General features: G+C 44.9%; 21 protein-coding genes. 9 read left to right on the plus strand and 12 right to left on the minus strand.

Annotated features, from left to right (window positions below; genetic code table 11):
- Window positions 1–31 precede the first annotated feature (31 nt).
- Both rdgB and tig read left to right on the plus strand, forming a co-directional pair.
- Complete coding sequence (gene rdgB / locus AC5JPY_RS06445) at window positions 32–682, plus strand: RdgB/HAM1 family non-canonical purine NTP pyrophosphatase (RefSeq protein WP_443527018.1); 651 nt, start codon at window positions 32–34, stop codon at window positions 680–682.
- A 424-nt stretch (window positions 683–1,106) separates the two neighbouring features.
- Window positions 1,107–2,450, plus strand: a complete 1,344-nt coding sequence (gene tig / locus AC5JPY_RS06450; protein WP_319051041.1) for a trigger factor — start codon at window positions 1,107–1,109, stop codon at window positions 2,448–2,450.
- A gap of 168 nt (window positions 2,451–2,618) precedes the next feature.
- Here tig and AC5JPY_RS06455 read toward each other — a convergent pair whose 3' ends face one another.
- The 7 genes from AC5JPY_RS06455 to AC5JPY_RS06485 all read right to left on the minus strand — a co-directional run bounded on the left by AC5JPY_RS06455 (window position 2,619) and on the right by AC5JPY_RS06485 (window position 9,433).
- A complete protein-coding gene (locus AC5JPY_RS06455; protein ID WP_493852314.1) occupies window positions 2,619–3,371 on the minus strand; it encodes a HupE/UreJ family protein in 753 nt (250 codons plus the stop codon).
- A 69-nt stretch (window positions 3,372–3,440) separates the two neighbouring features.
- Window positions 3,441–4,127 (minus strand): urease accessory protein UreG, encoded by a 687-nt coding sequence (gene ureG / locus AC5JPY_RS06460; protein WP_493844213.1) that lies wholly within the window; start codon window positions 4,125–4,127, stop codon window positions 3,441–3,443.
- 57 nt (window positions 4,128–4,184) lie between these two features.
- A complete protein-coding gene (locus AC5JPY_RS06465; protein WP_443527021.1) occupies window positions 4,185–4,979 on the minus strand; it encodes an urease accessory protein UreF in 795 nt (264 codons plus the stop codon).
- A complete protein-coding gene (ureE, locus tag AC5JPY_RS06470; RefSeq protein ID WP_319051045.1) occupies window positions 4,969–5,583 on the minus strand; it encodes an urease accessory protein UreE in 615 nt (204 codons plus the stop codon). The genes AC5JPY_RS06465 and ureE overlap by 11 nt, the downstream gene beginning before the upstream one ends.
- A 165-nt stretch (window positions 5,584–5,748) precedes the next feature.
- Window positions 5,749–7,932 (minus strand): urease subunit alpha, encoded by a 2,184-nt coding sequence (ureC, locus tag AC5JPY_RS06475; protein WP_443527022.1) that lies wholly within the window; start codon window positions 7,930–7,932, stop codon window positions 5,749–5,751.
- A 55-nt stretch (window positions 7,933–7,987) separates the two neighbouring features.
- The gene (gene ureA / locus AC5JPY_RS06480) at window positions 7,988–8,290 is read right to left on the minus strand and encodes an urease subunit gamma (protein WP_443527023.1); all 303 of its coding nucleotides are present in this window, start codon (window positions 8,288–8,290) and stop codon (window positions 7,988–7,990) included.
- A gap of 159 nt (window positions 8,291–8,449) precedes the next feature.
- Window positions 8,450–9,433, minus strand: coding sequence for an urease accessory protein UreD (locus tag AC5JPY_RS06485; RefSeq protein WP_443527024.1), 984 nt, complete (start codon window positions 9,431–9,433; stop codon window positions 8,450–8,452).
- A 978-nt stretch (window positions 9,434–10,411) separates the two neighbouring features.
- Here AC5JPY_RS06485 and clpP point away from each other — a divergent pair.
- The 3 genes from clpP to AC5JPY_RS06500 all read left to right on the plus strand — a co-directional run bounded on the left by clpP (window position 10,412) and on the right by AC5JPY_RS06500 (window position 13,853).
- Window positions 10,412–11,047, plus strand: coding sequence for an ATP-dependent Clp endopeptidase proteolytic subunit ClpP (gene clpP, locus AC5JPY_RS06490; protein ID WP_319051071.1), 636 nt, complete (start codon window positions 10,412–10,414; stop codon window positions 11,045–11,047).
- A 204-nt stretch (window positions 11,048–11,251) separates the two neighbouring features.
- Window positions 11,252–12,526, plus strand: coding sequence for an ATP-dependent protease ATP-binding subunit ClpX (gene clpX, locus AC5JPY_RS06495; protein ID WP_319051048.1), 1,275 nt, complete (start codon window positions 11,252–11,254; stop codon window positions 12,524–12,526).
- 340 nt (window positions 12,527–12,866) lie between these two features.
- Entirely contained in the window at window positions 12,867–13,853 is a 987-nt protein-coding gene (locus tag AC5JPY_RS06500; protein ID WP_443527025.1) for an SDR family NAD(P)-dependent oxidoreductase, read from the plus strand.
- Between the two features lie 154 nt (window positions 13,854–14,007).
- Here AC5JPY_RS06500 and AC5JPY_RS06505 read toward each other — a convergent pair whose 3' ends face one another.
- From AC5JPY_RS06505 to argS, 3 genes are all read right to left on the minus strand, one after another.
- Window positions 14,008–15,102, minus strand: coding sequence for a PTS sugar transporter subunit IIC (locus AC5JPY_RS06505; RefSeq protein WP_443527026.1), 1,095 nt, complete (start codon window positions 15,100–15,102; stop codon window positions 14,008–14,010).
- A 124-nt stretch (window positions 15,103–15,226) separates the two neighbouring features.
- Complete coding sequence (locus AC5JPY_RS06510; RefSeq protein WP_319051051.1) at window positions 15,227–16,027, minus strand: SPOR domain-containing protein; 801 nt, start codon at window positions 16,025–16,027, stop codon at window positions 15,227–15,229.
- Window positions 16,028–16,114: 87 nt separating this feature from the next.
- Window positions 16,115–17,944 (minus strand): arginine--tRNA ligase, encoded by a 1,830-nt coding sequence (gene argS / locus AC5JPY_RS06515; RefSeq protein WP_443527027.1) that lies wholly within the window; start codon window positions 17,942–17,944, stop codon window positions 16,115–16,117.
- 431 nt (window positions 17,945–18,375) lie between these two features.
- Between argS and AC5JPY_RS06520 the strand changes: the two genes are divergently transcribed.
- Window positions 18,376–18,594, plus strand: coding sequence for a DUF2788 domain-containing protein (locus AC5JPY_RS06520; RefSeq protein WP_319051053.1), 219 nt, complete (start codon window positions 18,376–18,378; stop codon window positions 18,592–18,594).
- 294 nt (window positions 18,595–18,888) lie between these two features.
- On the opposite strand, the gene cmoB is transcribed toward AC5JPY_RS06520, so the two are convergent.
- Together cmoB and cmoA are read right to left on the minus strand one after the other, a co-directional pair.
- A complete protein-coding gene (cmoB, locus tag AC5JPY_RS06525) occupies window positions 18,889–19,923 on the minus strand; it encodes a tRNA 5-methoxyuridine(34)/uridine 5-oxyacetic acid(34) synthase CmoB (RefSeq protein ID WP_443527028.1) in 1,035 nt (344 codons plus the stop codon).
- A 50-nt stretch (window positions 19,924–19,973) separates the two neighbouring features.
- Window positions 19,974–20,771, minus strand: coding sequence for a carboxy-S-adenosyl-L-methionine synthase CmoA (gene cmoA / locus AC5JPY_RS06530; protein ID WP_443527029.1), 798 nt, complete (start codon window positions 20,769–20,771; stop codon window positions 19,974–19,976).
- 247 nt (window positions 20,772–21,018) lie between these two features.
- On the opposite strand from cmoA, the gene msrA reads away from it, so the two are divergent.
- From msrA to AC5JPY_RS06545, 3 genes are all read left to right on the plus strand, one after another.
- Entirely contained in the window at window positions 21,019–21,540 is a 522-nt protein-coding gene (gene msrA, locus AC5JPY_RS06535; protein WP_319051057.1) for a peptide-methionine (S)-S-oxide reductase MsrA, read from the plus strand.
- Window positions 21,541–21,721: 181 nt separating this feature from the next.
- Window positions 21,722–22,435: a thiopurine S-methyltransferase gene (tmpT, locus tag AC5JPY_RS06540; RefSeq protein WP_443527030.1), complete on the plus strand. Its 714-nt coding sequence runs from the start codon at window positions 21,722–21,724 to the stop codon at window positions 22,433–22,435.
- A 50-nt stretch (window positions 22,436–22,485) separates the two neighbouring features.
- Window positions 22,486–23,199 (plus strand): DUF1499 domain-containing protein, encoded by a 714-nt coding sequence (locus AC5JPY_RS06545; protein WP_443527031.1) that lies wholly within the window; start codon window positions 22,486–22,488, stop codon window positions 23,197–23,199.
- The last annotated feature ends 214 nt before the right edge of the window (window positions 23,200–23,413 follow it).

The following is a 23,413-nucleotide window of genomic DNA, read 5'->3' on the forward strand; positions in this document are numbered from 1 at the left end:
ATCATCGCTACTCACCTAACGGAATGTCTATATGAGCACCACTGACCCCTCTTTACTTTCTACTGAGTCGACCTCCGATGACCAATGGGTACTCGCCAGTAATAATAAAGGCAAATTGGCTGAATTTAAACGACTATTTGCTGAAGCCAATCTGAACGTAACGATTGTCCCGCAAGGTCAGCTCGATATTGACGATGCGGTTGAGGATGGCCTGAGCTTTGTAGAGAACGCCATTATCAAAGCCCGTCACGCCAGCCGTATCAGCGGACTGCCTGCTATTGCTGACGACTCAGGACTGTGTGTGCCGGCACTAGGTAATGCCCCTGGCATCTATTCAGCTCGCTATGCAGGTGAGCACGGTAATGATGCCAAGAATAACGCCAAACTCATCGCTGACTTACAGCCATTACGCACAGCCCAACCTGATACCCCAATTGAGGGCATGTTTGTTTGTGTGCTAGCCATGGTACGTCATGCTGATGACCCGCTGCCGATTATTGCTCAAGGTCTATGGCACGGCGAGATTTTGGAGACGCTGCATGGTGACGGCGGCTTTGGCTATGATCCATTGTTTTGGTTACCTGACTTTCAAGCCAGTGCCGCGAGTCTCAGCGCTACTGACAAAAACCGCATCAGTCATCGTGGTCAGGCAATCCAGCAGTTATTGAAACAGCTGGCCTAAACTTACCCAACTGACTTGATAAGCGTGCTTAATAAAAACAGCAACATAAGAAAACATGGCGTTAAAGAGATAATTTTTACTTTAATAAACAGATAGATTATACTGTTCTACTTTTAAAATTTTGTTGAAAGCCGTTATTTGGCTGTATAATTCACCAAAAAGCGTTATTATGCGCTGCATTAACGGTTTATGATTGATATTTGATAGTGTCTGCAACTTGGACAGCGTTATCTTAATGAGTATCAGCGGCGATGGCTACTGGTGCTGATTTTGAGGTTGCGAACTTATCACTATCCCCTATTTATTCCAACGGCAGCCCGTCGTACATGCCCGTAATTTGAGGCGCGGTCTGTCTATTACAATTTAACCCTAAGTACTATTTCATTAATCAAACGTACTACTTAATCCTAAAGGTGTAATTAACATGGCTACAGATTTACAAGTCACAACTAACAAGCTATCTAATAAAGAAACCCAGCTAACGGTTAAAGTGCCCGTTGAAAAAATTCAAAACAAAGTTGAAGGCCGTATTCGCCAAGTTGCGAAAACTGCCAAGATTGACGGTTTCCGTAAAGGTAACGTCCCTATGTCACACATCCGCTCTCAGTACGGTGCTGGCATTCAACAAGAAGTTATCAACGATGTCATCCGTGATACTGTATTTGAAGCGATCAAATCTGAAGACATCCGCGCTGTTGGCATGCCTAACATCGACGACGTAAAACTTGAAGACGATTTCTTGGTATATCAAGCTACTGTTGAAATCTTCCCAGAAGTAGACGTACAAGGTATCGATGAGATCGAAGTTGAGCGTCACACTGCACAAGTGAGTGAAGAAGACGTTGACACCATGATCGAAAACCTACAAAAGCAACGTGAAGAATTCGTTGAGAAAAAGGGCATGGCGGCAAAAGACAACCAAGTGACTTTTGACTTTGAAGGCTCTATCGACGGCGAAAAATTCGAAGGCGGCTCTAGCGAGGACTTCAAATTGGTTATCGGTAGCAACCAGATGATCCCAGGTTTTGAAGCTGGTATTAAAGGCATGAAAGCTGGCGAAGAAAAAACTATCGACGTGACTTTCCCAGAAGACTACCAAGCTGAGAACCTAGCTGGTAAAGAAGCTCAGTTCAAAATCAATGTAAAACTGGTTGAAAAATCTAAGCTACCTGAAATTAACGAAGAGTTCCTAGAGCTATTTGGCGTGACCGAGGGCGGCGTTGAGAAGTTGAAAGAAGACGTACGCAAAAACATGGAACGCGAAATCAAAAATGCTGCGCGTAGCCAAGTTAAGCAAGCGACTTTTGACGCATTGTTAGAAAAGAACGAATTTGACGTACCAAACGCGATGCTAGAGCAAGAAATCGAGCGTCAACGCAACATGATGATGCAACGTTTTTCTCAGCAGTTCGGTGCGAATGCTGATAGCTTCGATAAAGACATGCTACCAAATGAGCTATTTGAAGAGCAAGCGCTACGTGCTGCCCGTCTTGGTATCATCGTTGCCCGTGTTATCGATACCAAAGGTCTAGAAGTAGATCAAGAGCGTGTTGAAACCTTCATCAAAGAAGCCGCTGAAAACTACGAAGATCCAGCAGAAGTTATCGAGTACTACACCAATGACAAGCAGCAGCGTGCTAACATTGAGTCTGTAGTACTAGAAGACCAAGTAGTAGATTACTTGATCGAACAAGGTAAAGTCACTGACAAAGAAGTTAGCTACCAAGACTTGCTAGCCGCTCAGCAACAACAGCAGCAAGCAATGTAATTGATACGACAAGCTGTCTTTTTAGATATGCTGTAGTCTATTATCAAAACTAAAATGCGCCCCCGACCTTTTAATCGGGGGCGCATTTTTTGTGGCATTCGTTAACTAGATGAAATTAGTCGCAACTATCGAACCTACAAGCATCGTACTTGTACTATAAAACGCGCCTTATACCAAAACAGGCGCAAATACGGCGCTCAACCCTAGCAGTACTACCCCGCGCTGTAACCATAAGCTATCGCTAAATCGTTGCTGCAACTGTTGACTAACTAGCGTACCAACTGCATATAGCGCTAGCATCGTGACCATCATCCCTGCATAAAAACCCAGCTGACCGCTCACACCAACATTCGCTGGCACTTCAAGCGCATGTGCCAACCCGTGAAAGACTGCTAGACCACCAAAGCCAAACAGTGACAACTGCTGGATGTTTGGCGTACGTGCTGTATGGGTCTGCGCAGAGAATGCTTCTTGTCTGCTTTTTTGACTCATCAAAACCATCGCCAACACGACTACCGATAATGATATGGCGACTTCGATCAGCCCAGATGAGGCTGCAAACCCAATACCACCGATCAAGACACCAACCGTGCCTAATACTGCACCTAACGACAACCCTGCCGTCAATGACATCATACCTAAGCGCTGCTTTTGTAACCCATAAAACAACATGCCCATGCCTACTGCCAAAAATAGATGATCAAGGCCAGTCACTGGATGCATCAGTCCCGCTTGCAACGTACCCAAGAACGATGGCGCTTGCGTAGCAGTCGAATGAATATGCCCTGAGTGTGCTTGTGCCAGCGACGGCACCACAGACAACGTTGCCAATGTCGATGAACCAACTACGAGACTACGAGTAGACAACCTCTGTGAAAATTTAGCATTTTTGACATCAAGCTCTTTTGTATATCGTGTCATGTGGTTTGTTCCTTTTTATTCATGTTGTATTTTCGATGGTGAAGGATTCGGACTAAGGATATGCCTAAGCTACGCAAGCATACCGTGCTCTTTGATAAAGGCAATAATCTCATCCAGACCGTCACCTGTTTTCATATTGCTAAAGACAAAAGGTTTGTCACCGCGCATTTTTTTGGCATCGCGCTCCATTACCTCAAGCGACGCACCAACCATAGGCGCAAGATCGGTCTTATTGATAATCAGTAGATCAGATTTGGTAATACCGGGGCCACCTTTACGCGGTATCTTGTCGCCTGCAGAGACATCAATGACATATAAGGTCAAATCAGACAGTTCTGGGCTGAAAGTCGCGGCCAAGTTATCCCCACCTGACTCGATGATGATCATCTCCAAGCCGTCAAAGGTCGCCTGCAGCTCGGCAATGGTGGTCAGATTGATAGACGCATCTTCGCGAATGGCTGTGTGCGGGCAGCCGCCTGTCTCAACGCCGCGGATACGCTCAGCTGGCATGGCGTTATTACGGGTTAAAAACTGTGAATCTTCTTTGGTGTAAATATCGTTAGTGACAACTGCCATATTGATCGTATCACGCAGGTTTTGACATAGTCTCAAGGTCAAAGCCGTTTTACCACTGCCGACTGGCCCGCCAATACCAAGGCGTAAACACGATAAAGCAGGCTGATGTGAGCTCTCACTATCAATAGCTGAGTCGGGTATGGCTTGAGTATTTTTTGGTTTTATTGGGGTTAGAGACATCGTAAGCTCCTTAGAGGATTCATATAGGAATAACTGTAAATAGAAACAAATGTAAAATTATGAGCGGAATAACCGGCTGTATTGCTCCTCATGCATACTCGAGAGGATAGCTAGATTGGGCAAGTTGTTAGAGATGTTGAGGCTCTCATAGAGGTCTTGACACAGTTTTTGACAAACCTGATCTTCATTCATATCCAAAGCATGGGTAGCGTTTGCTGACGTGATTACATCATCAAAGGCTTGTTTTACGTCACCGCTCAACGCATCAACTTGAACGCCGAGATTGTTTTGTAATTGCCATAAAATACGTTGACCTGCCATCTGTCCTAGCGGTACGGTCTTTACAGCGGCGAGCACCATATTCTCTAATTGCGCAAATCCATAGGTAGTCATTGACTGCGCTAGTGGTAGTTGCCAATGCTGAGCAATATGAGCGAAAAGTGGCAAAAAGCCATCTTCAGGTAGCTCTGTAGGTACGCCCAGATTTAAAACTTCATTAAGCCAAGATACCATCGCCTGTGCCAACTGTTGGGACTCAAGCACAAACTCTTTACTCTCGAGGCTGGCATGGTAGTCATGTGCTACCTCGTTTGCCAGCGCCTCATGTCCTCCACCGAGCGCACACATTATTAGCCCTAATAGTGGTAGCTCGTAGCCAATCACTGCAAGCTCTAAATAGTCCTGCATAAATGCAAGTGTACTGGCTTCGTCAGAGATAACCCCTGACTCAATCGCTGACTCTACACCTTGCGAATAGGTATAGCTCCCGATTGGCAAATTACTTGATGCCAGCATCAATAGCTGTCCCAGTTGGACGGATTGAGTAGATTGCGTGCTGGTATTAACCATCATGTGAATGACCTACAGATGCCTCATCATGGTTATGGGAATGACTGTGTGAGTCGCTACTCGAATGAGAGTGGCTGCTTGCATGCGAATGAGAGTGCGCGTGAGAATGGCTATGTGCATGCCCTTGTCCTGTCTGATAGGCCCCTGTCTCAGGCTCGAACGGTACGGACGTGGACTCAGTATATAACCCTAAGTTTTCGAGCATTTGAGCCAGCACATGATCGTTTTCAAAATACAGCGCATAGCCTGCATCATCCTGATCAAAACTGTGCTCAAACATCAACGGCACATGACGATTGCCCAAATGATAAGCGCCTTTCATGAGTAAAAAATCATCGTTGGCCGTCACTTTAGTCACTGCTTGCGGTTTGGCGATGATTTGTATCAAGTCTCCTGCTGCATTACTAAGCACATCATTTCCTTTTAACACCCCTGTACGAGGCAGATCAATACCAACAGCTGTGCCTGCTGCAGTAACTGCTCTAAAGCGTGTATGCTGGCGCGTGTCAAAGTCCAGTAGCAGGTAATCATCCGCTTGATACTGCGCTGTTAGCTGCGCTTGTTGTGTGTCGTTAGGTGCGCTTAAACGGGTATTAAATATTTTCATAAATATAAGGCTCTGTTTACTGTTGCTCAAACTATCGGTCTATAATTTGAATGGTAAAATTGTTGGCAATGAAGGCAAGATCACACTCAAAACACCCCCTAACCATTGGCATACATGGTCTATGGTTCGCTCTTTTAAAAATCCTAAAAACGTGCGTCATAAGGCCTAAAATAAAAAGTAGCGCTGCGCCATGGGTAGTACCTCAGCTGGCTCACAAGTAAGTGTCTTACCATCAGCGCGCACCTCATAGGTCTCAGGATTGATATCCATATCAGGGCAGTAGCTGTTAAAGCGCATATCGCTTTTACGAATTTGACGGATTCCATGTACAGGCTGAATGACTTTGGTCAATCCAAGCTGTTTATCGACCTGCTTATCGATGGCGGCTTGCGACATAAAGGTAATACTGGTTTGGGCAACCGATTTTGGATACGACGCGAACATAGGACGATAATGTACGGGCTGAGGCGTAGGAATAGAGGCATTAATATCACCCATCGGCACCGCAGCGATGAGACCACCTTTGATGATGCACTCAGGCTTTACCCCAAAAAATTTAGGTGACCATAGCACCATATCTGCCCATTTACCTACCTCAATTGAGCCGACCATATCGCTAATACCATGCGTGATCGCAGGATTGATTGTGTATTTTGCGATATAGCGTTTGATACGGAAGTTATCATTGTCCACGTTTTGGTCGTAGTCTGTCAGCGTGATACGCTGGTTTTGGTGCTCGGTTTCTGCTGTCGCATCTGGAGCAAGATGCCCGCGCTGAACTTTCATTTTATGCGCCGTTTGCCACGTACGAATGACCACTTCGCCCACCCGCCCCATCGCTTGCGAGTCACTACTCATCATCGAAATCGCACCCAAATCGTGCAAGATGTCTTCAGCCGCGATGGTTTCTTGACGAATACGGCTTTCGGCAAAGGCCACGTCTTCTGCGATAGCAGGACTTAAATGATGACAAACCATCAGCATATCGAGATGCTCATCAATGGTGTTGACGGTATATGGACGCGTTGGGTTGGTTGAGGATGGCAGCACATGCGACTCGCCAATCGCCTTTAGAATATCGGGTGCATGACCACCGCCCGCACCTTCGGTATGAAAGGTATGAATACAGCGGTTTTTAAATGCGCCTAGCGTGCTCTCAAGATAGCCACTCTCATTTAGCGTATCGGTATGGATGGCGACCTGCACATCATAATCATCAGCGACGCTCAAACAATTATCGATAGCTTGCGGCGTCGTACCCCAATCCTCATGGAGTTTCAGTCCGACCGCCCCTGCTTCGATTTGCTCAGCAATCGGTTTGGGAACACTCACATTGCCTTTACCCAATAGCCCAATATTCATAGGGATACTATCAGTAGATTTTAGCATTGAGGCAATATGATATGCTCCTGGCGTACAGGTGGTAGCGAGTGTTCCTTGGGCAGGGCCTGTACCACCGCCCAGCATCGTGGTCACTCCCGACATCAGCGCCGTCTCACACTGCTGGGGCGCGATGAAATGAATATGACTATCAACGCCCCCTGCAGTGAGAATCTTTCCTTCACCAGCGATGATCTCAGTCGCGCCGCCAATAGGGATATCGATGGCAGGCTGAATGTCAGGATTGCCCGCTTTACCAATAGCACTGATACGACCATCTTTAATACCGATATCGGCTTTATAAATGCCTGTATAGTCCACAACTAATGCGTTGGTAATCACTGTGTCAGCAACTTCTGCCCCTAACAACTGCCCTTGCCCCATACCATCACGGATGACTTTACCACCGCCAAACTTGACTTCCTCACCCTTGATCTCTGTGGTTTTGCTAATACCCTCATCGCTTTGCGACGTCTGCGTTTGATCCATATCTGTGTGACTGGTCAAGTCCGCCTCAACCTGTAACCAAAGCTCCGTGTCAGCAAGGCGTACTTTATCACCAGTGGTCGGACCGAAATGCTCAGCATAAATCTGCCGGCTTACTCGCTTTTGCGAAGTGGTTACTGGTGCTTTGTCATGAGACGTATCTGATTCTTCATTTGGCTGTGCATTACCCATGATGCGACCCGCAAAACCGTAGACTTCCTGTTTGCCTGCGTAGGCCACCAATTCTACTTCTCGCGATTGTCCTGGCTCAAAACGAACTGCTGTCCCAGAGATAATATTTAGGCGATATCCGCGGGTCGACTCTCTATCAAAACTCAGCGCATCATTGACCTCGTAGAAATGATAATGCGAGCCAATTTGGATAGGTCTATCCCCAGTGTTGCTGACACTGATGGTCTGCACCTGTCGCCCTTGGTTTAAGATAATATCGCCATCTTTTATATTGTATTCACCTGCTTGCATGGGAGCCGCCTTATTTTGGAGTAATCATTTCGGTGGTAGACAGTGATAGACAGAACTACACGATGGGATGATGCACGGTGACCAGTTTGGTACCATCAGGGAATGTCGCCTCGATTTGCACCTCATCGACCATCTCTGCCACCCCTTCCATAACGTCATCGGCAGATAGATAGGTTGCCCCTTCACTCATCAATTCAGCAACTCGCTTACCATCTCGAGCCCCTTCCATCAGTAGCATACTGATATAAGCGATGGCTTCTGGATAGTTCAGCTTAACACCGCGATTTTTGCGGCGCTCAGCCACCATACCTGCGGTAAACAGCATGAGTTTGTCTTTTTCTGTTGGGGTCAGATGCATGGCAGATCCTTGTTATATTTGTCATTATTATTTATAGCAGGCTAGAGTTTGGCCAACATTATATACTGCCCAAAACAGACTTAGCACCACTTAGCCTCAGTAATTAGCCTCAGTAATTAGCTTCAGTATTCTTCAACTTTGGTGACAGTAAATGCAAGCTTAGGTGTCCCAAATACGCGGGCGACAACGCTCAAGCTGCCACCAGTGCTCACGTAAAGCCTCTCTGAGCTGATAAAACGCTTCAAAACAGTCGCGCACATCTGAGCCAATATAACGGATATTAACCGCTTGACTATTATGAGTGCAATAGACGGGCAGTTCAGCTTGAGCAATGACTTGACGTAATGCTGCTATGGTGTGGTCTAGATAGCGCGTTAATGCTTGTTTGGTAGCTGCTTGTGCAGTCTCGTCTGATTGCGTTGGCTGAGAGGCAGACAATGTAGGATTATCATGGACATCACTCAAACTTGGCACTGCCCAAAACGACCCATAAATATGATGGCTCGCTAGTCCCAAGTTTGAGGTAAACCAACGACTTTGGGCAGACTGATCTACACGTTCAGCAACGACGACTTTACCTTCTCGGTAAATGCGTAAGCCAGTATGATAACGCCCTTGTAGGAACTGTTCATCATACGCTTGTCGCCCAAACACGCTGATCTCCCAGGTTAGCAAGCTAGATGAATCCGCTAAATCAAAGCGACTCGTCGCATGCATATTGGCTTCATTATAAATAATGCTCTCTTGTGGCAGCCACTCCAAACGAGTATCTGCTTCAAGTTTGGCCTGTACATTCTGACTGGCATAGGTAGCCATCTCGTCTGTCACGGTATTAGCTGGCAATTTACTATCCTTGCCGTACCATTTACCGGCGCCTGGGGTAGTGATAACAGCATGGCTGCCCTGATCTAAACGTAAGTCTATCGTCAGGGTATCACCGCCTGCAATACCTGCTGGTGGATATAGCATCAATATATGACAAATACCTTGTTGTACACTCGGTTCAGGATAAAGCGCACGCTGTACCATAAGCGCGCCTGTGTGCTTTCGGTGATACAGCCGCGTCTTATCAATAGATGCGCCTTGGGTAGTCGTACGTTTAACAGCGTCAAAACTCAATGCTAAGGAGGAAGCCCAACTCATCTTATATACTCATCAAATATGATCTAGCGTCTTACACAACCATCATTATTTAGCAGTTGCAACTAGAGTGCTGTCAACATAAAAACTAGGTCACATAACGTAAAAAACCATCAATACTACTATTTATACAAGCATTGTGCCAACTTGTATCGGCCTAGTGCTGTAAAAATCAGTCTGTCTATCCAACACCGTGATTTTGCATTGGTTTTTGTTTCCTGTATTCGTTTAAGAAAACAGCAACAACAGTTTGGCTATTTTCTTACCCGATTTTGGGACTCGTTATACATGGACAGTTAGCTATACTTGCACCAAACCATGGCGCTCTAATGAGTATATGCACCATTTTTCAACAGAGCTATTGACCGATATGTCATATGCATGGTTGCTATTCTTTGGGCATATCCTGTTCATTCTTCACGCCACACTAGGCATATTTAATTACAAAGTCGAACGGAAAACTATAAAGATATTTCCCCACTCATAAAATTGACTAGGGCGTGTCCCTATTTTAAAAATGGTGATAAAAGTTTGGATTAGAGACGCGCCTTAGCAAGATAGGTAGATTGTCATGCTGTTAATCAGGTATTCTATGTTAAAAGTAGGCTGGCATGAGACTCAGGATATCTGTATCAAGGCGAAATACTATAGTAATCATTTGAGTCAAACATTGTGAAAAACGCTGTAAAAAACACTTAAGCCACTACTGACTTTATTCACATATTTGTTATCAAAAAGTTCTTTTTTAGTTCATACAGAAAATATAAAAACAGAGGATAGTTATTTTTTCCTCTATTTTGTGCACAAACCGTTTTTATAGGCTTGAATAGTGGGCACAGACCCCCTATAAACTATCCATTAGTTCAAAACCTACTAGACAATAAAATTACTCAAACCATTTTTATTTTATACTTTTATCGATAGGACCTCTCTATGACAGATTATGATCGCATCACTGCTAACCCACATTTTGATATGCTCATGAGTGCGCACAATGAAGTACAAAGCGCGCAAAACATTCAAAGCGCTTTAGTACCAATGGTGGTCGAGCAGTCCTCACGCGGTGAACGCTCGTTTGATATTTTTTCACGTCTATTACGTGAGCGCGTTATCTTTTTGACCGGACAGGTCGAAGACAATATGGCAAATCTTATCGTCGCACAGCTACTATTCTTAGAAGCTGAAAACCCTGACAAAGATATCCATTTATATATCAACTCACCAGGCGGCTCAGTAAGCGCAGGCCTAGCAATTTTTGATACCATGAACTTCATCAAACCTGAAGTATCGACCATTTGTATGGGCGGTGCTTACAGCATGGGTTCATTCCTATTGGCCGCTGGTCAAAAAGGCAAGCGCTACTCACTTGCTAATGCGCGTGTCATGATTCACCAGCCATCAGGCGGTGCGCAAGGTCAAGCGACTGATATCGAAATTAATGCTCGTGAAATCCTCAAAACTCGTGCACGTCTAAATAAAATCTTAGCTGAGCGTACCGGTCAGCCAATCGAAAAAATCGAAAAAGATGTTGAACGTGATTATTGGTTAGATGCTGATGAAGCAAAAGAATACGGATTGGTTGACGAAGTATTAGAGCGTCGCCCTGAATCTTTGTAATCTACCGATAAGTATTATGCCTCTCAAATGAGGGTACAATCATAAAAATAGTTATAGTCTGTTTGTATTATGGTAGATCAATATGTCGCTCATACCTGATAGCTCATATCTGATAGATAGTAAGCAGGTATGAGCGTTTAACCAATATAGCCATCGATGTGACGCAAATAGACTAACCAGTTTTAAACTTTAGGAGCGCCTTTTATGGCAGAAGATAATACCCCGCAGTGTTCGTTTTGCGGCAAAGCCAAAAGTGATGTACAGCAGCTGATTGCTGCCGACGATGCCAATATCTGTAATGAATGTATTGAACTATGTACGGATCTAATCGCCGATAGCGCAGAATATAGTGATGACGATAGTGACGTGGATACCTCGTGGGTCAACAAAAAGCTACCAACGCCAAAGGAGCTGCGTGCCAAGCTTGATGAGTATGTCATCGGTCAGGACGCTGCCAAAAAAGCCTTGTCTGTTGCGGTCTACAACCATTACAAACGTCTAAAAGTTAGCCAAACACTCGCTAATGACAGCAAAAAAGCCAAAATTGGTGCTGATGACGCTATGGTAGAGTTGGCGAAAAGTAACATCTTGCTGATAGGCCCAACGGGTTCTGGTAAGACATTGCTAGCCCAAACGTTAGCTCGTCTACTTGATGTGCCATTTGCGATGGCTGATGCCACGACCTTGACTGAAGCTGGTTATGTCGGCGAGGACGTTGAGAACATCGTACAAAAGCTGTTACAAGCCTCTGACTACGACGTGGCAAAAGCTGAGCAAGGTATCATCTATATTGATGAGATCGATAAGATCAGTAAAAAAGGTGACAATCCATCGATCACTCGTGATGTATCAGGTGAAGGCGTACAGCAAGCACTGTTAAAGCTTATCGAAGGTACGGTTGCTGCGATTCCACCGCATGGTGGTCGCAAGCACCCACAGCAAGAGCTGATCCAAGTTGATACTAGCAACATCCTAATCATCGTGGGCGGCGCATTTGCTGGACTGGATAAAGTCATTCAGCAGCGTACCGAAAAAGGCGGTATCGGCTTTAACGCTGATGTCAGCTCAAAAGATGACAGTCGTCGCAGCTCAGACTTGCTACAAGAAGTTGAGCCAGAGGATTTGATCAAGTTTGGTCTTATCCCCGAGCTGATCGGTCGTCTACCTGTACTTGCGGCACTAAAAGAGCTTGATGAAGAAGCACTGGTACAAATCCTGACTGAACCTAAGAACGCACTGGTCAAACAGTACAAGTACTTGTTCGATATGGAAGGGGCTGATATTAGCTTTACGCAAGAAGCGCTTGATGCCATTGCTAAAAAAGCCATGGAGCGTAAAACTGGCGCGCGCGGTCTACGTTCTATCGTAGAAAACGCTTTGCTTGAGACCATGTACGAGCTGCCTTCTATGGAAAACGCCAAAACCGTTATGGTTGATGCAGAAGTTATCAATGAAGGCAAAATCCCTAAAATTGCTTAATGTATATCAAGCCTTAGATAACTCATTATTAGTAATGAGCTATTCAAAAAAGCGCCTAGCTAAATAAGCTGAGGCGCTTTTTTTATGCCTATTTATCATCTGAATTATCTGAAAAACTCTCAATTGGGCTTCATATCGTAATAAGACGTAGCGACATCATATTTTAGAGATAATGGACCATCTCTCACAAAATGACAGCCGCGTTTATCAATCGCAAGTAGACCTCATCATGAATCATGCTAATGTAGATAGTCGGATTCGATCCTTATTCCATTGCTACACTCCAATATTTATAGCATCTGCGAATACTCGTTATTAATAATACAAAGGACTGTTTATTATGCTCACTCATGTGACTACTATGGCGACATCATTGCGCCAGCACCTGCCATTTTCCTCCCACACAGACTCACTAGATGATGCTGATATTGCTGCTTATTATCGTAATCATGTCGCTGCCATCACGGGCGCAGGGTCTGGTATGGGACGTGAGCTGGCGATTCATCTAGCAAAAATGGGCTGTCATGTCGCGCTATCAGATATCAATCCTGAACAGCTGGCAGAGACCAAACAGTTACTCAGCGGTTATGATGTCAACATTACGATGACTGTACTCGATGTATCAGATAATAAAGCTGTAGAAACGTGGGCTGATAGTGTCATGAGCGATCATGGCAAAGTGAATTTTATCTTTAATAACGCAGGTGTGGCGCTCTACTCTACGGTTGAAGGTAGCAGTATCAGTGAGCTTGAATGGGTAATGAATATCAACTTTTGGGGCGTGGTCTATGGTACTAAAGCCTTTTTACCTTTGATAAAAAACAGTGTGCAGCAGAGTCAGTTGAGGGAGCATGGTCATATTATCAATATCTCAAGTCTGTTTGGGCTGACAGCGCAGCCGTCACAATCTGCCTATAACTCTAGTAAGTTTGCGGTACGTGGCTTCACAGAGAGCTTACGCCAAGAGTTAAACATCCAGCGCTGCGGGGTATCAGCAACCTGTATTCACCCAGGTGGCATCAAGACCAATATTGCCAATAGTGCGCGCGGTAACGAGAGCATCCATGATATTGGCATGAGCACTGGACCCAAAGCCATCAGAAGCTTTAATAAGTTCTTAAAATTCGATGCCAGTGAAGCCGCTTGGATTATTTTGCATGCAGCAGCGACCAATCAGCAGCGCTGCTTAATTGGTAATGATGCCAAAATGATTGACGCCATTCAGCGGGTATTTCCATCGCACTACAGTCAAATCCTAACTGAATTTCATCAGCTCTCTCTTAAGCTAAAGCCGCGTCGCCATAAGAAGCCCAAAGCAGTTGAGTAATAGGCTATAAGCATCCTTTGTAACATGACAGTTGCACGACCCTGTATACAAAAAGCCCAGCTGCGATAATAGCTGGGCTTTTTGAGAGTTGTTAACTGCAGACCACAAGGCGTTTTGATACTGTCAGTAATATCTTAATTCGACATTTTGAGTATTAAGGCAGCTTCATATCTCCAGCAACCAACCAGCCCATACGGCGCATAATATAAGCAACCACACCTGCAATCACCGCAGGTAATACAAACATTAATAGAATAATCGCTGTCCACAGCTGACCTGTACTCATGATTTCTTGTGATGCTTCGATGACTCCGAACACCCCGACCAAACCAGCCGTACCCATGCCCGCTCCTGTCGCGGTACAAGCCAGCTCAAAACCGACAGTCGCGATAGGACCTACGATGGCACTCGCAATGACAGCAGGCAGTAGAATTAATGGCTTTTTTAGTACATTGGGAATCTGCAGCATACTGGTGCCCAGACCCTGAGATATCACACCGCTAACGCCATTATCCTTAAAACTAGCGACAGCAAAACCAATCATATGCGCTGCGCAGCCAACCACGGCAGCACCGCCCGCCAAACCACCAAGACCAATCGCGATACAAATGGCAGCACTCGATGTCGGTAAGGTTAATAGGATACCGACCACAACGGCAATGACAATACCCATTAGTAATGGCTGTAATTCAGTTGCCGCATGAATACCCTGTCCGATAGCCGCAACCCCTGCCACGATGGGTGGGTTGAGTAGCGCACAAACCAATAACGCAACACCGCACACTACTAAAGGCACCAATAAAATATCAAGCTTGGTTTTGCCAGCGATCCACGTACCCGCACGATAGGCAAACACCGAGGTCAAATATGCTCCTATTGGATTACCCGGTAATGCCACAAAGGTGGCAGGCCCAACCTCTTGCGGCGTAAATAGCGTCCCTGCCATCAATGCCTCAGAATGCGCACCCAGCATACCTGCTACAAGGCAACTGAGCATCACAAGCGTTGGTGCTTTTAGGTAGTAAGCGATACCGACACCGATACCTGCCCCCATCAATATCGAAGCAAGCTTGCCGACAGCGACCAGTGCTGGCAGATCCAACCAACCACCGATTTGAGAGATAATTAGACCAGCGATCAACGTGACAAATAGCCCTAACGCCATACCAGTAAAGGCGTCGATAAAATATTTTTGAAAGAATGCTCTGATAATGCCGACTTGCGGTGCCGCTGGGTGAGATACTGCCATAACCGTACTCTTTGTGAACGTTGCAATTGGATAAAATCGTTATGAGGGTTTGATAAAATAAAGAGATAAAAAAAGCGTCATTATGACGCTTTTTTCTTTACAGACTCACCTGATACGTACACGTTTAGCGGCGCTGTTCAACGATAATAGAATCAATACCATTGTTTTGTAGGCGCTGCTGTGCTGTTGTCACTGCTTGACGGTTATTTAACGGACGCGAGATTACCTGATAGATCGGTAAGCCATTACCTGTGGTGTTTTTGATTACTCTAGCATCAACACCTGCCATCAGCACTTGGGCGCGGCGGCGATCTGCTTCATCTGCATCACTAAAACTATTGATCTGCAAGATATAAGTCGCAGCAGGCTTAGCCGCTTGGATACTTGCTGTACCTGCTCCTGCAGTGTTGTTTCGAGTTGTAGGATTACTACTAGCTGGCGGCGTTCCGTCATAAGTCGCATCTTCTTCAACAATTACAATATCATCGTTCGCGGCATCATTACCACTATCACCTGCAGCATTGTCGGCACTACCAAAGCTACCAGTACCGTCTACGCCATTGGTCGACGTACCTTCTGGTTGAGTCACCACAACATCTGGTTCGAACTCGTCGATATCCCCTATTTGATCATTATCGATTTCTGCGATATCTTCATCAGGGATGGTTGCCATCTCTTGATTGGGCAAAATATCATAGAACTCATAATCACCATTATCAGTATCAGTATCCACACGTGGCTGTACTTGTCTGTCAGGATCGTTCTCAGCACTACTATCCGCGGGGCTAAAGTTAAATAATGGTGAGAGGTAGATAAACACCCCTATCATAAGAGTCAATACGGCCCCAACAAACATCCACAATAAGCCTGATACGCTACTTGATTTGCGCTTTTCTGTTGCGCCTTTGGGTTTTTTGGCTAGCATGGATCTCGTTCTCCCTACTGAATTTAACTATCATCATCGAATTAATGCTATCAGCTGTCTACACTTATTTCACGTAGTAAAAAGTTATTACATAGCAGAGGGTGCAGACAAGCCTAGCAGACCAAGGCCGTTCGCTAATACTTGTCTAACAGCTTTGGACAAACGCAAACGCGCTTGCATTAAGTCCAGCTCGTCAGCACTTGGCGTCTCACCTGATGTGACACTGACCGGCAAGATACGATTGGTGTCGTACCAGCCGTGGAATAATGCAGCAAGCTCTTTTAGATAATTAGTCAAGACGTGTGGTTCATAGCCTGTCGCTGCACGTAATAGCGTTGCTGGATAGCCTGCCAATAGCTTAATCAGCTCATCTTCATTGGGCGCATTAAGCAGGTCTTGCTGCGCTAAACCAACGGTATCATCTACCGCAAGACCATTGCTTTGTAGCTTTTCTAATACGCGGCAGACGCGCGCATGAGCATACTGAATGTAATACACTTGGTTGTCTTTACTCTGTGATTTGGCAAGCTCCAGATCAAAATCAATATGCACTTCAGGCTTACGGGCAACATAGTAAAAACGCGCCGCATCATTGCCGACTTCTGCGCGCAGATCGCGTAAGGTAACAAACTGCCCTGAGCGTGAAGACATTTGTACTTTTTCACTGCCGCGCCATAACGCTACAAACTGAACCAATACGACATCAAGGCGCTCTGCATCAATACCTAACGCGAGCAGCGCCGCTTTTACGCGTGGCACATAACCATGGTGGTCAGCGCCCCACACGTTAATGACTTTATCAAAACCGCGATCAAACTTGTTTTTGTGATAAGCGATGTCAGAAGCAAAGTACGTCGACTGACCATTGGCACGGCGCACTACGCGGTCTTTCTCATCACCAAAGTCAGTCGATTTGAACCAGATATTGCCGTCTTTTTCGTATAAGTAGCCTTTGTCATCAAGTATCTGAAGTACAGGCTCAATCTCACTATCGATAGAGCGCTCACTGAACCAGCACTCATAGCTCACACCAAAGTCATTTAGGTCGTCTTTGATATCCGCCAAAATACTACTCAATGCCGCATTCAAGAATAGCGCATAGCTGTCAGCAAGCAAGGCTTTGCTATTCGCAATCAAACCATCAATATGCGCTTCTTTATCACCTGAGATGAGCGTTTTTTCGCCATCAGCATTGATCTCAAACTTAGCATCTTCTGGTGCGTCCTTGGCAACTTGTGTAAAATCATGTACGTAACTATCGCCATGTTGCATTTTTAGTGTCTGCGCGATATCGCTGACATAGTCACCTTGGTAGCCATTGACTGGGAACGTGATTTGCTCACCATTGAGAGCCAAATAACGCAAATAGGTACTGGTCGCCAAGATGTCCATTTGACGACCAGCATCATTGACGTAATACTCGCGCGTGACGTCGTAACCGATAGCTTCTAATAGGTTAGATACGCTCATACCAAACGCCGCACCGCGCCCATGACCGACATGCAGGCTTGAGGTTGGATTCGCGGATACAAACTCGACTTGTACCTTTTGACCATCAAACTGGTCACTCAAACCAAAACGATCTTGCAAGCTAAAGATATCGTCTAGTACTGAAAATTTAGCCTCTGAATTTAGAAATACGTTGATAAACCCTGGGCCTGCGATTTCTACTTGACGGATATCTTGATTCTCAGGCAGCGCGCTGACAATTTTTTCAGCGAGTTGGCGCGGATTGGCTTTGGCAGCCTTTGCCGCAGTGAGCGCGATGTTACTGGCAAAATCGCCATGACTAAGATCTTTAGTACGGGTGATTTGGCTGTTATTTTGCCAATCACTTGGTAGCGTACCATCTGCTTGTAGGGTTTGAATCGCATCGTTAAATAGGGATGCAAGCGTATCAATTTGGGCTTGTGACATAGGGATCTGAACTCAATTAAATAGACAACAAAAGCGGTGCAAATACGAGCGATTAATAACGGTTTATGGTAATAGCGACCGACATTGCAGGGATAAAATAACGTAAAAAGATAAGTAACCTGTAAATATAACAATCTTTACGATGTATTGCACCATTTGCACTAAAATTAGCACCAAAATCTTACTGTTATGACAGCTACGACTGATAATTGATGACAATAAAAAATTGGTCACGTACTCGCTTATACTTAACGACGCAAAGTTGATATCACGCACATACAGCAACTCAGCGAATGGCACGCTCAATTGTAGCGTTCCTGTTGCCCAACACTGGGCAGTCGTTTATACCTATCTGCTTCCACGTTATAATAGCGGTTTGTACGGCTCTTCTAAAATATAGGAGATGCGTTACTACTTCATAGGATTACGCCATGTTTGCTATTGCTGCCAGTACGGTCACCAGTTGGGGACTGTACGTCTTACTGCCGATTTTCATCGCTTTTTTATTCTTTATTATGTGGGATATCTCCAAAAAATCTGACGCTGGGCGCGCAGGTACATTCTGGATATTTTTGGCACTAGGGGCAGGCTCTGTGGGATTCATACTTAAGATAGTCATGGAAGTCGCTTTCAAAAAATGGCTGATGTAAACGGTCATTTTTTATGTGTTGATTATGCAGCAAACACATATAGCGCATAACCAATATGGTCAATAAGATATCAGGTATTCGTCTTAAACGGCTATCTAGTGAGCATTCCTATTATTTTCTACGACCTTACTCACGTAAGTTGGCAGATTCCATGCGCCACCAGCAAAGCCTCGACACATTCCCGTACTCGACTTTTCGCTCTTAGCAAACGTTTGACCATTCTACGTCCATACAGCGCAATTCCAACAGTCACTAATACCTTATTTTTCCTAGTATTGTCCAGTACGGTACCTGCTATCTTTTTGCGATCAAAGTCGCACGCATAGGCGCAGGATAGCCCTCGATAGTCTTTGCGGCATCGTTAGGGTCTAAAAAATCTGTTAATGAATGGTATGTCATCCACTCCGTTTTTCGTTGTTCCTCAGTTGAGGTGACGGCGACATCCACGCAGCGTACATCGACAAATCCTGCTTTTTCTAGCCAGCCTGTCAATGCCGCCACTGACGGTAAAAAGTACACATTATTCATCTGCGCATAGCGATCATGTGGTACCAGTACTGTATTGGCATCGCCCTCTATGACCAACGTCTCAAGCACCAGTTCGCCACCTTTTACGAGCTGGCCTCTAAGCTGCTGTAAATGCTCGAATGGTGACTGACGATGATAGAGCACCCCCATGCTAAACACGGTGTCAAATAACTGACTGTGCTCAGGCAATGCCTCAAGCGGTACAGGAATATAATGCGTGCGGTAGCGACCTGTCTCATGAGCATCCGCGCCACCAACAAAATGACGAATCGCCATAAACTGATGATAAAACAAGCAAGAGGGATCAATAATAATAACAGTATCTGCCCCTGCGCCAGCCATCCGCCAGCCGTGATAACCCGAGCCTCCGCCGACATCCAATACGCGGCGACCATCTAATCTACTCAAATGCGGTGCGACCCGTTGCCATTTCCAATCACTATGCCATTCCGTATCAATCTTAATACCTGATTCATCATTACCAATATGAAACGGCCCTTTACGCCACGGCATGAGCTGCTTTAGTAATGCGGTGGTTTGTTTATATTGAGACTGATTCAAACTTGTATCAATCGTCAATGTAGCACTATTTAAATCGACGTGATTGACCGTCAAATGTGGCAGACGTGCCACTGACGCTTGGTAAGCAGGCGCATGAGCGTAGTTGGCTTTATCTTTGATCGCATTTAACCATGTTGGCAGTCGCGTCAGCCATTCGTAAGCGCTTGGATACTGCTGAGCCAGCTCTAATAAGGTTAAATATAATTCGCGTTCGGCGTGCGTGATTGTGTCGTTGAGCATAAAAACAGGTTACCGTATTGACTAAGAAATAACTGTGTTAAAAGTAAGGTTTATTTAAACGCCACAATAGAGACAAAGTTTAAAAACTGAAACCACGTCAAATGACGTTGAAAGCCAACTTGATCTAACCGCGCATGATGCTCATCTAGCGTATCGGTAATCAGCACGTTTTCTAGCGCATTACGTTTGCCACTGATCTCCATCTCGGTATAGCCATTGGCACGTTTAAAGTCATAATAACGCTCAACCAACCATGCATCATACTGCTCATCAAAGGCATGGGTTTTTTCGGTTAATACCAGTATGCCGCCTGCGCTTAATGCCGCATATATCTTCTCTAATATCGCGACTCTATCGGCTGCTGGCAAAAACTGTAACGTTAAATTCAGAATAACCATGTCGCAGGGTTCCAGCTCCACGTCGCGAATATCCGCAGTGATCACTTCGATGTCATGCTCAGGATAATTGTCACTTAATAACGTTGTGGCTTCGGTCGTCATCGCAGGCGAAATATCAATCGCCTTAATCTGCAAGTCTTGCGGCTCAAACTCGCCCGCCAGCGTCATACTTGCGGCACCCAGTGAGCAGCCCAAATCATAAATTCGACTAACGCGCTGACCACTATCGCTCTGCTGACGATACTTGCAATGACGACGGGCAAATATTGGTAGCATCGCTAAAACTTGACCATAACCAGGGACACTACGGCGAATCATGTCAGGGAAACATGCCACCACCTGCTCATCGAATGAAAAGCGTGCCGCCTTATCCAGCGGCGTGGTAAACGGTTTGTCAAATAGGGTGTCATGTTTGATAGCAGGCTGCGATTGGCTCATGGGGCGACTCATTTTTGATAATAGAACTTATATTAGGCGTTACTTGATGTATTTTACTTGATAGTTTCGCTTGTCACTGTCAGTTGATAAACAAGCGAGATAGCAAAAGCTCATTATAACATTACTGTTTGTTACTTATTGCCTTTGGCTTGCCTGCTAAGCTGAATAAATAGCGCTAGGACTAATGAGGCATTGAAAAATGAGAACATTACAACCAAATACAGTGCTTAATCCATATTTATAATAATAGGAAAAAACTATGCAAACAATCGTATTAGGCGGCGGCTGCTTTTGGTGCACTGAGTCGGTATTTTTGTCCGTGAAAGGCGTACAATCTGTTGTCTCAGGCTATATGGGCGGTGATGCAGTGTCTGCCAATTATGAAGCAGTATGTAGCGGTACAACTGGTCACGTCGAAGTTATCAAAGTCGAGTTTGATGAGACGACTGTTCCTCTAGAAGTCATCCTCGACGTCTTCTTTGCCACGCATGATCCCACCACGATGGATCGTCAGGGCAATGACGTTGGCAGTCAGTATCGCAGCGTGGTCTTTTATACTGAAGAAGATCAGAAGCCAACGGTCGACCGTACCATCAATAAGCTACGTGACATGGGCGTCAACGTCGTCACAGAAGTACATCCTGCCGTTGAATTTTACCAAGCAGAAGACGCGCATCAAGACTTCTTTAATCGCAATCCAGGACAGGCTTACTGTAACTTTGCGATACCACCAAAGCTGGCAAAATTGCGTAAAGAGTTTAGCAAGTATATGATAAGCTGATTTTAATTAAAGAAATTGAGCATCGTATTATTCAAAAAGATTAACACGATGCTAGCGAAATACCTAAGCCAAACACTTATACGATAGGTGTTTGGCTTTTTATTATTGTTTACTATATCGATAGCTGATATTTATAGTAAACGCTCCTTCCACATACACTATCCTGTTAGAGACCTCACATATGAACCCTGAGTTTTGGCGTAAACGCTGGCAAGAAAAACGCATTGGTTTTAATCAATCGGCTGCTAATCCATTGTTAGTTGAATATATCAAACATTTGGATTTATCGGCGGGTAGCCGTATTTTTGTTCCGCTGTGTGGTAAATCTATTGATATGGTTTGGCTAGCTGCTCAAGGATATGATGTGGTCGGTGTTGAACTGGTTAAAACAGCTGTGCAGGATTTTTTTGTTGAACAAAATATCCAGTACACTATCTCTCAACATGTAGAAAATCCAGCTATCACATGCTATCAAGGTCAACTGATAGAAGGTGAAGAGCGGCGAACTATTACATTATGGGTTGCCGATATTTTTACGCTTACCCCTACAGATGTTGGTCCTATCGATGCAGTATATGACAAAGCGGCATTAATTGCCCTACCAGCTGATATGCGAACAAAATATAGTGAGCAGATACGACAGCTTAGTGGTAATGTAAACAAATCTGTCAGCGTCGATAGCATTGACAATAATGTCGCACCGCAGCTTTTAATGACATTGAATTATGATCAAAGCAAGAAAAATGGACCGCCATTCTCTATCAGTGAAGAACAGCTACAGCAGTACTATGGCAGTCACTATCAAATATGTGAACTGGCAAATGTGCCTACTGTTATAGGGTCTACACCTAATTTACTCGTCACAGAGCATGCTTGGCTATTAAGTCATAAATAAATCAGTTTGCGCAGCGATTAATCAGTACTAAATCACAAGGAAAAAGCGGAATGAAAATATTGGTTGGTCTGATAAGTTTAATCGCTGTCTTACTGGTCGCGCTCGCAGGCCCACTCTATAAGTTTGGCATGATTGAGTTAGCGACTGCCTTTGCAGGGTTTAAGTTTGGCGTATTTGCGGGTATTGCAGCTTTAGTATTGTTGGTTATACAGCTTTTATTTAAACGAAACACAGCGAGCGTTGGCAGCGCATTGATATCAGCAGTATTGGCTATCACTGCCATCGCTATTCCAGTAAGTATGATGAGTACGGCCAAAAAGGTACCGCCTATTCATGATATCTCTACCGATTTAGCAAATCCGCCTACATTTGTGGCCATTGCCCCACTACGTGCTGACGCGCCTAATCCAGCTGCTTACGCTGGTGCTGAGACTGCAGAGCAACAGCGCAAAGCGTATCCTGACCTAAAAACATTACACTATAATCAATCACAACCTGAATTGATTGAGGCAACCAAACAAGCTGTTGAGAACTTAGGCTGGGAGCTGGTCAATATTGATGTAGATAGCGGTATTGTCGAAGCGACGGATACGACTGCTTGGTTTGGCTTCAAAGACGACGTTGTCGTCCGTGTGACTGATAACGATAGCGCGCGCCTAGTAGATATACGCAGCAAGTCGCGGGTTGGTGGTAGCGATTTGGGCAAAAACGCGGCGCGAATTGGTACATTTATCAATGAATTAGATAGTGTATTGGCTGAGTAGTTAAATTATATCTACCAAAAACCATTAGATGTTATTTGACTCTTGGCGTTCTGTTAAAGTTAAACCCTCTCCCAACCTCACGCCATCGTCAATTTATCGTAACCATTCATAATCTTGGTACTTCGGCAGCTTTTCTTTACTGTTTAGATTGGTTACTCTACGTTAATATCGCGTTTTACCTTTTGGTAACCACTTTGACGTTTATAGGATATTT

The organism is Psychrobacter sp. H27, assembly GCF_059072655.1.